This is a genomic window from Chamaesiphon sp. (assembly GCF_041737865.1).
GTDB lineage: Bacteria > Cyanobacteriota > Cyanobacteriia > Cyanobacteriales > Chamaesiphonaceae > Chamaesiphon.
In genome coordinates this window covers 1-11,040 of record NZ_JBGSQZ010000286.1, presented here as the reverse complement: position 1 = coordinate 11,040, position 11,040 = coordinate 1, and the positions used below count along the sequence as shown (strand labels likewise).

The 11,040-nt window shown below is 43.7% G+C and carries 12 protein-coding genes, 1 tRNA gene and 2 pseudogenes; 4 read left to right on the top strand and 11 right to left on the bottom strand.

Annotation, left to right across the window (positions count from 1 at the left end):
• Positions 1-438: 438 nt before the first annotated feature.
• On the bottom strand, positions 439-888 hold the full coding sequence (locus ACEW9J_RS22040; RefSeq protein WP_373547227.1) for a pentapeptide repeat-containing protein: 450 nt from the start codon (positions 886-888) through the stop codon (positions 439-441).
• On the opposite strand from ACEW9J_RS22040, the pseudogene ACEW9J_RS22035 reads away from it, so the two are divergent.
• Positions 834-1,448, top strand: a pseudogene (locus ACEW9J_RS22035) (ADP-ribosylglycohydrolase family protein); the annotation flags it as partial. The gene ACEW9J_RS22040 and the pseudogene ACEW9J_RS22035 sit on opposite strands and share 55 nt — an antisense overlap.
• A gap of 50 nt (positions 1,449-1,498) precedes the next feature.
• On the opposite strand, the gene ACEW9J_RS22030 reads toward ACEW9J_RS22035, so the two are convergent.
• The 4 genes from ACEW9J_RS22030 to ACEW9J_RS22015 all read right to left on the bottom strand — a co-directional run bounded on the left by ACEW9J_RS22030 (position 1,499) and on the right by ACEW9J_RS22015 (position 5,074).
• Positions 1,499-3,250, bottom strand: coding sequence for an NFACT family protein (locus ACEW9J_RS22030; protein ID WP_373547226.1), 1,752 nt, complete (start codon positions 3,248-3,250; stop codon positions 1,499-1,501).
• Between the two features lie 114 nt (positions 3,251-3,364).
• Entirely contained in the window at positions 3,365-3,532 is a 168-nt protein-coding gene (locus ACEW9J_RS22025; protein ID WP_373547225.1) for a hypothetical protein, read from the bottom strand.
• A 60-nt stretch (positions 3,533-3,592) separates the two neighbouring features.
• A complete protein-coding gene (ndk, locus tag ACEW9J_RS22020; protein ID WP_373547224.1) occupies positions 3,593-4,042 on the bottom strand; it encodes a nucleoside-diphosphate kinase in 450 nt (149 codons plus the stop codon).
• Positions 4,043-4,357: 315 nt separating this feature from the next.
• Positions 4,358-5,074, bottom strand: coding sequence for a hypothetical protein (locus ACEW9J_RS22015; RefSeq protein ID WP_373547223.1), 717 nt, complete (start codon positions 5,072-5,074; stop codon positions 4,358-4,360).
• Positions 5,075-5,183: 109 nt separating this feature from the next.
• Here ACEW9J_RS22015 and ACEW9J_RS22010 point away from each other — a divergent pair, with 109 nt between their 5' ends.
• Positions 5,184-6,302 (top strand): pentapeptide repeat-containing protein, encoded by a 1,119-nt coding sequence (locus ACEW9J_RS22010; protein WP_373547222.1) that lies wholly within the window; start codon positions 5,184-5,186, stop codon positions 6,300-6,302.
• Positions 6,303-6,594: 292 nt separating this feature from the next.
• A pseudogene (locus tag ACEW9J_RS22005) lies at positions 6,595-6,711 on the top strand (RtcB family protein); the annotation flags it as partial.
• Between the two features lie 158 nt (positions 6,712-6,869).
• Here ACEW9J_RS22005 and ACEW9J_RS22000 read toward each other — a convergent pair.
• The 6 genes from ACEW9J_RS22000 to ACEW9J_RS21975 form a co-directional block, all read right to left on the bottom strand.
• Positions 6,870-7,445 carry a DUF4360 domain-containing protein gene (locus ACEW9J_RS22000; protein ID WP_373547221.1) on the bottom strand — a complete coding sequence of 192 codons (576 nt, stop codon included), beginning with the start codon at positions 7,443-7,445 and terminating at the stop codon, positions 6,870-6,872.
• Positions 7,446-7,845: 400 nt separating this feature from the next.
• Positions 7,846-8,583 (bottom strand): ABC transporter ATP-binding protein, encoded by a 738-nt coding sequence (locus ACEW9J_RS21995; protein ID WP_373547220.1) that lies wholly within the window; start codon positions 8,581-8,583, stop codon positions 7,846-7,848.
• 64 nt (positions 8,584-8,647) lie between these two features.
• Positions 8,648-9,496, bottom strand: coding sequence for a diaminopimelate epimerase (dapF, locus tag ACEW9J_RS21990; protein ID WP_373547219.1), 849 nt, complete (start codon positions 9,494-9,496; stop codon positions 8,648-8,650).
• Between the two features lie 87 nt (positions 9,497-9,583).
• The gene (locus tag ACEW9J_RS21985; RefSeq protein ID WP_373547218.1) at positions 9,584-9,751 is read right to left on the bottom strand and encodes a PCP reductase family protein; all 168 of its coding nucleotides are present in this window, start codon (positions 9,749-9,751) and stop codon (positions 9,584-9,586) included.
• A 93-nt stretch (positions 9,752-9,844) separates the two neighbouring features.
• Entirely contained in the window at positions 9,845-10,132 is a 288-nt protein-coding gene (locus ACEW9J_RS21980; RefSeq protein ID WP_373547217.1) for a hypothetical protein, read from the bottom strand.
• A 197-nt stretch (positions 10,133-10,329) separates the two neighbouring features.
• Complete coding sequence (locus ACEW9J_RS21975; protein ID WP_373547216.1) at positions 10,330-10,506, bottom strand: chlorophyll a/b-binding protein; 177 nt, start codon at positions 10,504-10,506, stop codon at positions 10,330-10,332.
• A gap of 279 nt (positions 10,507-10,785) precedes the next feature.
• Between ACEW9J_RS21975 and ACEW9J_RS21970 the strand changes: the two genes are divergently transcribed.
• Positions 10,786-10,859: transfer RNA gene (locus ACEW9J_RS21970), tRNA-Pro, on the top strand.
• Positions 10,860-11,040 lie beyond the last annotated feature (181 nt).

Here is an 11,040-nt window from a genome sequence, read left to right as displayed (position 1 = left end):
GATGGCCGAGGTGGAAAATCAAATTCAACGATTAACTTGTTTAGAAGTACAAGGTGAGCAACTAAATCTTGGTAAATGGTTTGTTGATATTTTCTACATTCCAGAATCAAAGCTGGAATGATTTTTTAATTGTAAGTCCCTTAGTCAGATTCACGCTACCTTCTCCAATCAAACCCACGATCATCCAACACATTACCCCTAAATGTCGAATATCTGCCCACTGACTATATTGACTGGCAAACTTAATTAATTGATGATGTAGACGAGAGGGGGTTTCGAGCATTTCGATAATAACTGCTTTTTCGGATAAAAACAGTTTAACAGTTCCCCTCTCTTTTCTCCTCAAAGCCTCTCCTCATCAATCTTTGCTCGAATCCCTACGGACTTTTGTCCGTCAATCAGGTTTCTACGTTTCTGGCAGAACAAGCGGATTCAACATCATCCCCCATCCCTATATTTTCCTCTAATCTCGAAACTTCCATCTGCGAGTTCCACAGGCTTACCGAAGAAAGCACCAGTTTCCCTTCCAAAGTGACCGATGGTGTCTTTCATCTTGACATCAATAAATTCGGCTCCAACGATATCCGTATTACTCAAAATGGCTCGATTCAAGTAAGCTCCAGTCAGATCGCAACTGCCCAAGTTGGCATAACTCAAATTAGTCCTAGTCAGATTAGCTCTTCTGAGATTAGCTCCTAACAAACGAACATATCTCAGATCGCATCCTCTCAAGTTAATGCCACTCAGATTAGCTCCACTGGTTCCACCGCCACAGAATCTGGCTCCCAAAAAATTAGCATAGGACAAGTCAATACCACTAAGATCGACCCCCTCTTGTGGCAATGCAGTCAGGAGATACAGTTGAACGGAGCAACGGTAATGGCTCATTAATGAGAATTTTGCCTATGGCCTATTATCATCAAGTTTGGGATTTTCAGGTATTAATCGAGCGCGTTCATCAAGTTTCTTGTATTACTCACGCACATCCTCGATCGCAAATGGCTTGCGGTATCTATATCAGTATTGTCATCGCGTTACTGGATGGGAACGATCCTCAATCAGCCTATCAACTCGGTTTAGACCGCATCAAGCCAGTTTATCAAAGATATCCATACAGCCAAGAAAAATCTCATTTCGATCGAATCTTTAGTCGCGAAATCGATAGATTACCAATCGAAGATATTAACTCTGAAGGCTATGTAATTGACACATTAGAAGCTAGTTTGTGGTGCTTTCTGAATACTTCATCTTATCCAGAAGCAGTTTTAAAGGCTGTAAACTTGGGTGAGGATACAGACACGACAGCAGCAGTTACTGGAGGTTTAGCGGGTATCTACTATGGGATTGAGAGCATCCCAATGCAGTGGATGACTGCAATCGCTCGTCAGAGCGATATTATCGCTTTGGCAAATCGCTTAGAGACAGCAATCGATATGTTGTCCTCATAATAATTTAGTGACGATCGAGCATTGTAGAGTTGCCATGCTGCTATTTTAGGCTAATTGCTGCAACTAGTATCTAAAGCCTGCGGATGTCCCCACACGATCTGTTCGTGCTTGTAGATCACCATTCCTGGTTTTGCACCCTTCGGTTTATAGACGTGCTTGGTGGCTGTATATACCACCGGAACTGCTTGGCTCTGTCTGGCTCGGCTATAGTAAGCCACAGCATTGGCGGTAAATTGCAAATCTGCTTCCTCAGCTACCGCTCCAGGGGTAATTCTTAATAAGCCATGACTACCAGCGATTTCTTGAGCGTGAAACCAGAGATCGTATTCTGTTGCTGTTTTAAAAGTAAGTCGATCGTTTTGACGATTGTTGCGTCCGATTAGTAGTTCAAATCCGCTGGGAGTTTTCAGAGAGCGGGGCTTTGTTTCTGCAAGTTCGGCTTTTGCTAATCTGTCTGCTGCGGGGAAATATCCGGTATCAATTAACTCGCGCTTGGTTTCTAATAAAGTTTGGAGCATTTCTCGAACATCATTTGCCCCATCTTCTTCTACCTGAAGAATACTTTCTTCTACTTGTTCTAAATAGTCAATTTGTGCCTGAACTTCTGCAAGTAATGGCTCTACAGCTAATTTGGCGCGTTTGAGTTTCTGATGACGTTTGTAGAGAAATTGGGCATTTTGAATCGCATTTTTTTCGGGTTCGAGTTTGATTTTGACTGGTTCCCCCGTCTCAAAATCATTGAGGATAATTTGTTTCATCCCTGGCTGCCATTCTTGGAGATATGCCATTAATAGATCCGCATTAGTGCGATATTCGTCAGCACCTGTAGACTCTTTCAGTTTGGCTTTGAAGGTGTTGGCTTTGACGCGTAATTTAGCTAAGATCGTGCTTAACTTTTGGGTGAGTTGATGCTTGAGTTGGCTGAATGCTTCTCGATCGAGGATCTGAGTATAATAAGTCTCAACTGCTTGGTTTACTGTCGCAACTGGAGTAGCTGGTTTACTCCATCCCATGACGCTGAAGCCGTTAGTAGTCAGATGAGGATGAAATTTATATCCTTCAACTTGAGCCAGTGTTCTGAGCCAGATTTGCCAGTATTCAAATAGCTTTTCCCAGTCTGCGGGAGCTAATGTATCCGTAGTTTGAATGGGATCTAGTCCAGCGGCGGTAATCAGCTCATTCATCAGGATCGTACTCAAACCGCGATAACTTCTGACGAGTCGTTGATTTAGTCGATCGGGAATCAGACTAACTCGATCGATCCAGCGATCGATCGGTTCCTCCAAATTTGGCATCGGATCGGTTAGCGATGGCGGTACTTCATAAGGTCTACCAGTTTCGATCGTCCTGACGCTAGACTGTTTATTACTAACTTGATGCGCGGTGGTGATGATTAAGTTATCGGCATCCGTAAGGGTGAGATTGCTATATTTGCCGATCGGTTCTACATACAAATAATATAAAGCTTCCGCGCCAGGTCTTGAAGCAAATGCGAGTCGCACTAGTCTTTCCCAGGGAGAAACGATCTCCATCCCAATCATCGCCAGTCCCCCCAGTACAGAGCGTAATTGCTGGCTGAGTGTGAATGTGTCGGGAATCCGTGGTGGGGGGTCTGTCAGGACGATTCGGGCGGCTTGAGGATGCCAGGAGATGGCGATCCAGCCGCGTTTGTCGAGAGTCCGTAAGCTGAGTGCGAGGGTGTAGCGATCGCGTTGATATACTGTTTCTACTCGTGCAGGTATCCAATCTGGTTGCAACTCCCGTACCGCCGCCGTCAATGTCGTGAAGTCAACCTGTTGCATCTGAAATGTTTTTTATTATGTTGCGGCTAGTTGGGATAGGCTTTAGGTTTGAGGTTTAAGGCTTTAGGAAGCAAAAGCATCTTGTTAATTTCCTAACACTCAATACCTCAATCTTCAATAAACGTAAATATTTACCAAGTAAATATTGCCCGAAACATAGACGGTGAGCATTGCCCACCCCACTGGGACGACCAGACTAAAACTGTGGGTAAAGCGATCGCTCAAAATATTACTGATTGTATTTTTCAGAGTTCTGAATGCCCACAGTTTTAGTCTGGTCACGCCACTACTTAAAGATATCTTAGTCTAAAGCCTAAAGCCTAAAGCCTAATACCTAAAGCCTTATTCCAACAACCAAGGTGCTAAGGTCGGTGTCCAATCAACTAGTTCTTCCTCCTTAAACCATAACGCAATCTCGCTGTGAGCGGTTTCAACTGCGTCAGAACCATGAATGAGATTCCGACCGATGTTGATGCCTAGATCGCCACGAATGGTGCCTGGAGGGGACACTAGTGGGTTAGTTGTACCGATCGCAAGTCGGGATGCAGCTACCACACCATCACCTTGCCACACCATTGCTACTACTGGCCCAGAAGTCATAAAATCAACTAAACCACCAAAGAAGGGTCTTTCTTTGTGGACTGCGTAATGCTGTTCGGCTAATTCGCGGCTGGGGTGCAACAGTTTTAAGGCGACGAGGGTAAAGCCTTTAGTTTCTAAACGACGAATGATTTCGCCAACTAAGCCACGTTGAACGCCGTCGGGTTTGATTGCGAGAAATGTCCGTTCCACCGTGAACTCCTAAAATATAGATAGACTTGCCAATCGCCTATTATAGTTCTATTCGTGTTCCTTTAGGTTATGGAATCTAGGCTTTAGATGTTCCGATAAATATGCTTAGATCCCGATCGTATTCCTTTTACACTCGCTTCCGATCGACTATGGTGTACATATTAGTTCCGCTGTCAAGCATGTATCATCTGACCCAGCGATCGTGCTAGTCTCTTCAGGTTGATTTATTCGCATTACTATTTAGTCCATCTCTAGGTATTCTAACTCGGAGGGGATCGGAAATAGGCTCGGTAGAATAACGCGATCGATAATTAATTATTTCTTTGCTCCTTCGAGCGATAGTCCATTATTTTCTAGATCGATCCGATTGACTGAGAAATTTTGTTGCTGAATTTGGAGATCGATCGTCTGTTGAATTTTTGCTGGGGATACACCCAGATTTTCAGCAAGTTGAGCGATTGTAAAGTTCATATTCCCGATCTTGATTTGAGTATCTGAAGCAAATTTTACTCGATCTCCCTCAATCGTTGGTTTGCCGACAATTCCCACATAGACATCCCGACCTTTCAAAAATGTTAAGTTATTAGTTAGCTTAGTTAATGCCGCCGTTTGGGTGCCTGGCTTGCCGTTGCGGGCTAGTTGGTCTAAATTCACCATCGCACCTGTATAGATTTTGCCGTCTCTAATATTAGTTTTGATTCCTTTGATCCCAACTGGAACTTGCTTGCTTGCTTGGGATGTTGCAAGTTTAGCTACTACTAAATTATTAATGTCCTTATTACTAAGTTTAACACTCACTTTTTGTCCCGATTGAGCGCGATCGATCGGTGCTGTGATTTTCCGTTTACTGACAGCCGCTCGCTCGGTAATTTGACTTTGCTGCAATGGTAAGGATTGACTATCTATTTTATCTTCGCTACTGGCTTTAGTATATTCATCGGGTACTTTAATTGCTTCTTGCCATACATAATAAGCCCCGCCAATAGCCGCGATCGAGATCGCACCGAGTAACTTAATTATAAATTTCTGCATCTTTTAAAAACTAATCCTTTCAACGCGAACAAAAAATGTTATTATGATATTATATAGTCTCAAAGCTAGCGATATTCTGACTGTTTGAACTAGGTATTTTGCATAGAATATGACAATCTGGGGAAATCTGATAGCGATCGCCATTATGGTGTTCGGATTATGGCTCAACAATACCTGGATTGCCGCAGCCGGATGTGCGATCGCACTAGTATTATCGCTCCCAATTATCTATCGAGGCGTTCGCCAAGAACTGCTAGATTCGTTGTCGCCAGCGCAACGATTACAATTAATCGCGACGATTACCGTACTGATTGCCCTGGGCGGCTTACTCCAGATTCTAGAATTTTTTGAGTATGTGAGCAGTTTTTCCGATCGGATTGATTGGAATGCTGTTGGTGCATCGGGCGAGTGGGGTGGGGCATTCGGTCAGATTTTGATTGCTATCTTAGCAGTATATATTGCTTGGCGACAATATATTATCTCTCGCGATCTGACGATCGAGCAAAACCGCCTCACTACCCAACAAAATATTCTCACTCAACAACAGACAATCGATGCTTATTTTCAAGGGATTTCCGATCTAGTATTAGATGATGATGGTTTCCTCGAAGATTGGCCGCAAGAGCAAGCTTTTGCCGCAGGTAGAACCGCTGCATTACTCGGTAGTATCGACGCAGCAGGTAAAGCCAAAGTACTGCGATTCCTGTCTCAGTCTAAACTCCTAACGCCACTCAGACGCGATCGCAGGCTCGGTCGAGCAATTTTGGATGGAGATGGTGGTTATGATGAAGATCGGCTGCATGGAGTCAGGGTGATCGATCTGGGTGTGATGTTAGCAGGTGCCGATGTTTCCCAAGCAGATTTACGTTGGACAGATATTAGTGATGCTAATTTAATCCGTGCTAATTTGAGTGGCTGCGACTTAGTGAAAGCAAACTTCTCTCGCACCATCTTATATGAAGCTAAATTACATGGTGCCGATGTCAAAGGTACCCGCTTTTTTTATGGTGATGCCGAACTTGCCAGCCCCCGCAGTCGAAATGAAATCCCAAACTATACGACTGGTGAATTTACAGGTGCAGTGGTAGAGAATGCTGATTTTACCAACGTTCAGGAAATGTCTCAAGAACAACGTAAATACTGCTGTAGATGGTGTGGCGACGACTCTCGTCAGACTATTCCTGGCGGATGTGAAGGTATTCCTAGTAAGTTGCCCTCAAAAAAATAGCAGTAATATGTTCGAGATGGTGAGGTTACCCCTAAAGGTTAACTTTACAGCAAGGAACTCAAATAGGATTGCTATATTGACATCGATCGATCTGTCAGACTACGATTGATTTATGGGAAATTTGCCCAAATTAACTTAACTAATCAAACCTTTAACTATCATCGACTGCTGCTGAACACCCAGTCAACCTATATCGAGATAATTGCCAAAACCCATCGTGGTGTTGGCATCAGGTTTTATGGTAAATATATTGGCGGGATGTGGCGCGACAGAGCCGCATCCGCTTGGCTCAATTGAGGAGGCTCCAGCCGCTTATAAGTCGATCGATCGAGTAATCGATACACAAGTAGCAGCGAGAATGGTGGAAGTGGTTGCAAAAATGCGTCCGATTTTAACTTTCAAGGCTTAATCGATTGGTAGTAAAAAGGGAGCGTTGTAACTCTACATAACGCTCGCTTTTTGATGTGTAACTAAAAGACGATCGATTTGTTCCGTTCTAGCCTCACCTGCATCTAAAGTGCAGGCGATTAGCTCAAGTCATCTCCAAGGGAAGATGAACAGATGGCTTTAACGGCAGGAGCGGTACTTGATGTGATAAACCAAGCCGCGATGGGCGAGATCGAAAGAATCTACAGTCGCTGAACCCTGCCCTCGTGCTGCCATTGAAGCATTTACCCGCATGTTTGTGCTATCGCCACAGACAGACCAAACATCGGCAACAGTAGCTAGACTATCGCGGGCTGTATAGTTACTTTCGCCATTAAAAGTTCGTTGAAATACTGGGCCGCGAGTGCCAGCAAAGAAGTATTCGGCGCGGAGAGTACCTCTGGTCGCTGGGGCTACGTAGCCACGATAATCGGCGTCATACAAGGAGATTTGAAACCCTTGAGGTACTCGAATCGGTATGCTGAGATTGCAGCTCTTGCGGCTTTGATTGGGGTCGTTACCTTGGGCAATGAATTTATCAAACAAGATGCTTAATTCCTGACCGTCGGGGCTAACACTGACACTAGCAGAGTCGGCAGGGCAACCATTACCGCCATATTTAGCACCCATAATTTCAACTTTATCGCTAGCCAGAGCTGGAGCCATCGGCCCAGTAGCTAAGGTAGCTAGAATAAGCAATGCTTTGATGAATTTCATAATACCGTCCAAAAAGTGAAGATAGTTTATGTTAAAGTAATAAGAATTGTGAAAAAATCAAGATTAAAATCTTGAGTTAATCCGCAATTAAAGACAAATTTTGCTTGTAACAAAATTATGTCGATAGAAGATAAAGATGTGAGCCTGATGGCATAGACTACTGCTTTTACGATCGGGTTCAACAATCGTAAAAGCTTTTGCTTTTTCCTTATATATTAACTAGATACCGATCGAGTTTCAGAGGTTCCCAATTTCTCTAACAAATATTTAGCAACACGGGTAATAGCTAGTCTCTTCCCAGTGTAAAATTGGCGGACTAGGTTGGCGTCAGCCCGCCGTATACAAAGTGTTAATAGTGAGTCGAGCTTTAAGCTTGTGCCTGGATGAACAACAGCGATAACTATTCCCATTCTGCGATCGATTGACTTTCTGCTGCTTGAATCTGTTGCTGAATATTTTGCCAATCTACTGAGGTACTCACTCGATCGAGTAATAATTTCCCATCTTGTAAGTAGAGTAATCGATCGCTCAATCTTGCTGCTAATTCTAACTGATGGTTAACAGTAATTACACCCATTTGTTGCGATCGACAAAAATCAGTTACGGTTGTCAAGATTCTGGTGGCAGTACTAATATCTAAATTAGCGATCGGCTCGTCGAGTAATAGTATTTGCGGTTGAGTAATTATACCTCTAGCGATCGAGACAATTTGTTTTTGTCCGGCAGAAAGTTGTAATTCCGTGCGATCGAACCAATCTGTCGGAATCTCAAGTAGTTGAGTAATATTAACTATCCGTTGTTTGATTTCTTCTATACCGATCGATTGTAACTCTAAAGGATAAACCAAAGCTTCTCGTACTTTCATCCCTAATAGTTTCGGCTCTTGACTCACCAACATTATTCGCTTTCTGAGCGTAGTTGGATCGATAGATCTTGTATTTTCTCGATCTAATAATATCTTCCCAGTTGTTGGCTCGCTGAGTCGATTTATCAGCCGTAACAACGTACTTTTACCTGCACCCGTAATTCCAGTTAAGGTGACACATTCACCCACAGCTAAACTCAATGAGATATCTGTCAGCAGTGGGCGAGTAAAATTGGGTGGGGTATAACCGATCCGATCGAGTTGAAGTAGCAAATTGACTATAAATAATTGGTTTACCAGAGTGCCAGTATGAGGTTAGACTGCACGATCTTTACCCTTATTCTTGGGCTATTTGTCCTTTGAATACTAACTCAGCAGGCCCAGTCATGTAAACACGATTATCTTCGATCGACCACTCAATTTGGAGACAACCACCAGGTAATTCTACCGTACAGCGGCGATCGGATTTACCTGTGAGGACTCCCGCAACCACCGTCGCACACGCACCCGTACCGCAGGCTAATGTGATTCCGGCTCCACGCTCCCACACGCGCATTCTGACATAATCAGGGCGGATAACTTGAGCAAATTCGGTATTAGTCCGTTGGGGAAAAACAGGATGATGCTCAAATTTTGGCCCGATAGTTTCCAGGGGGATGGCATTGGCATCTTCTACAAAAGTTATACAATGGGGATTGCCCATACTAATACAAGTGACAGTCCAGGATTTGCCATCAACTTCAATCGCTCCATCGACTACTTTAGTATCGGCTGTGCCCAAAGTTGTCGGGATCTCCGCTGCAAGTAATCGCGGTTCGCCCATATCTACTTGGACGTTTCCCTCTAGCAATACTTCTGGGGTAATTGTGCCAGCAAGAGTATGAATTTGATAAGTAACAGCCAGATCGGTTTTACCTTCCAAATCGGCGATAAATTTTGCCATACAACGAATGCCATTTCCGCACATCTCAGGTTCCGAACCATCGGAATTAAAAATTCGCATTGTGTAGTCGGCACCATTTTGCCCTGGCAACACAAAAATTACCCCATCCCCACCGATCCCAAAATGTCGATCGCACCAAATAATTGCCTCTTCTGGATCAATAATTGGGGTAGTACTGTGGCGATTGTCAATCAGGATGAAATCGTTGCCCAAGCCTTGATATTTGCTAAATGCGATCGTCATTAAATTAGAGAATAGGGATGAGGGGATAGAAGATAGGGGAGTGAACCCCAATTAATTATTAATAACTTATCTAATTAGGCTTAGATTTTAGCCAAATTGTTGTTTGGCTCGATCGTAAACTTCAACAGTAATTTCATTCAGACCCTGTTCTTGAGCAAACTTTTCGATTTTCTTTCGAGCCGCAGGGCGCACAAAAAATGGGATTTCCTTGAGCTTTGCTTCAGCTTCAGCCGTCCAAGAGACATGATTAGTCACAGTGATTTGGTGCCAATTTTAAATTAAAGGATAGTTGTTCGAGAGTAGTAAATCGGTCACAGGTTGAGCAGAGATTACTTCGTTACCAACTATTTATAATGGTGGATGGCGACGACTGTCTAAGTTGGGTAGGGGCGTACGGTTAGATGCTGGCGGTAGATATAGTTGTTTGGATTTGCGATCTGTAGCTTCAGCTTGCTGGATACACCACCAGCGATAGCCGATAGACATTCCAGAAGTTAGTAGCCCCAAAATCATGAGTGTACCCAACTCATTTACACCACCGAGGACAGCATCAACTGCACCAACAATGATGAGAAAGCTTGAAATTGGTTCTTTGCGGTATAGTCGTTTCAAAACGGTGGGAAATATCGCGTTCATGTGTAGGTATTGAGACTAGGATTCTCGATCGGGCAACGGTCAAGATGCAATCGACTTACAATCCTATTCTACAAGCTCAGACTGGATAATCGATCGCTCATGACTAGATAATTAGTCAATCTACTGAGTTGCGATCTTATTATGCCCACGTTGAGGGTAGTAAATCGCCAAAACTTTGAGATAGTTCGAGTTAAATCTTAGTTTATGACCAATCCAAGCGCAGCAAGGGGATTTTGACCTGTAATGTACTCAATAATGAGGAGTGCTGCAAAACCAACCATCGCTGCTCTGCCATTAAACCGCTCCGCATATCGATTGAACCCAAATCTCGTGACAACTAGTTTCGGTTGGACGGTAGGTTGTACTTGTGTCATGATCTGAGTGTGTTGAGATTTATTAAAGTTAATACTCATTTTACGGCTGTTTGGTGCGATCCGCCAGCAGTTATGTTCATCGATGTGGATCTTGACTTTTCGGAGCAGCTCTAATTGCGCTGCCTCCACATACTACTATCAAGCACTAAAAACTTACTCAAAGATGGCATCTCGATCGAGCCACAATCGGACTCAGGAGGGAGTTTATCAGATTACAGTACTTTACCTAAGTTTGGGCTTGCATAAACAAGTAAAATTTGCTAAGATGATGAATTGAATCGGGACGTAGCGCAGCTTGGTAGCGCACTACTTTGGGGTAGTAGGGGTCGGAGGTTCAAATCCTCTCGTTCCGACTTGGCTGAAATTAAGACACAGAAGGGTTCTTTGAACGCGCATCGCGCGATCGAGGAACCTTTTTGCGATCCAAAAGGTTTTGCTGAAGTGTTCAGAAGTGGTCAGGTTGGTTTGAAATTTACCACCATATTTACCACCATGAAAGTAACAATTGAAGAACATCGGGGTTTACTGCGGCTG

Excerpts from the sequence above, each read along its gene's own strand:
- ACEW9J_RS21980 (WP_373547217.1), bottom strand. The coding sequence starts at position 10,132 with ATGAACGCGATATTTCCCACCGTTTTGAAACGACTATACCGCAAAGAA.
- ACEW9J_RS22015 (WP_373547223.1), bottom strand. The coding sequence starts at position 5,074 with ATGCAGAAATTTATAATTAAGTTACTCGGTGCGATCTCGATCGCGGCT.
- ACEW9J_RS22010 (WP_373547222.1), top strand. The coding sequence starts at position 5,184 with ATGACAATCTGGGGAAATCTGATAGCGATCGCCATTATGGTGTTCGGA.
- ACEW9J_RS22000 (WP_373547221.1), bottom strand. The coding sequence starts at position 7,445 with ATGAAATTCATCAAAGCATTGCTTATTCTAGCTACCTTAGCTACTGGG.
- dapF (WP_373547219.1), bottom strand. The coding sequence starts at position 9,496 with ATGACGATCGCATTTAGCAAATATCAAGGCTTGGGCAACGATTTCATC.
- ACEW9J_RS22030 (WP_373547226.1), bottom strand. The coding sequence starts at position 3,250 with ATGCAACAGGTTGACTTCACGACATTGACGGCGGCGGTACGGGAGTTG.
- ACEW9J_RS21975 (WP_373547216.1), bottom strand. The coding sequence starts at position 10,506 with ATGACACAAGTACAACCTACCGTCCAACCGAAACTAGTTGTCACGAGA.
- ACEW9J_RS22040 (WP_373547227.1), bottom strand. The coding sequence starts at position 888 with ATGAGCCATTACCGTTGCTCCGTTCAACTGTATCTCCTGACTGCATTG.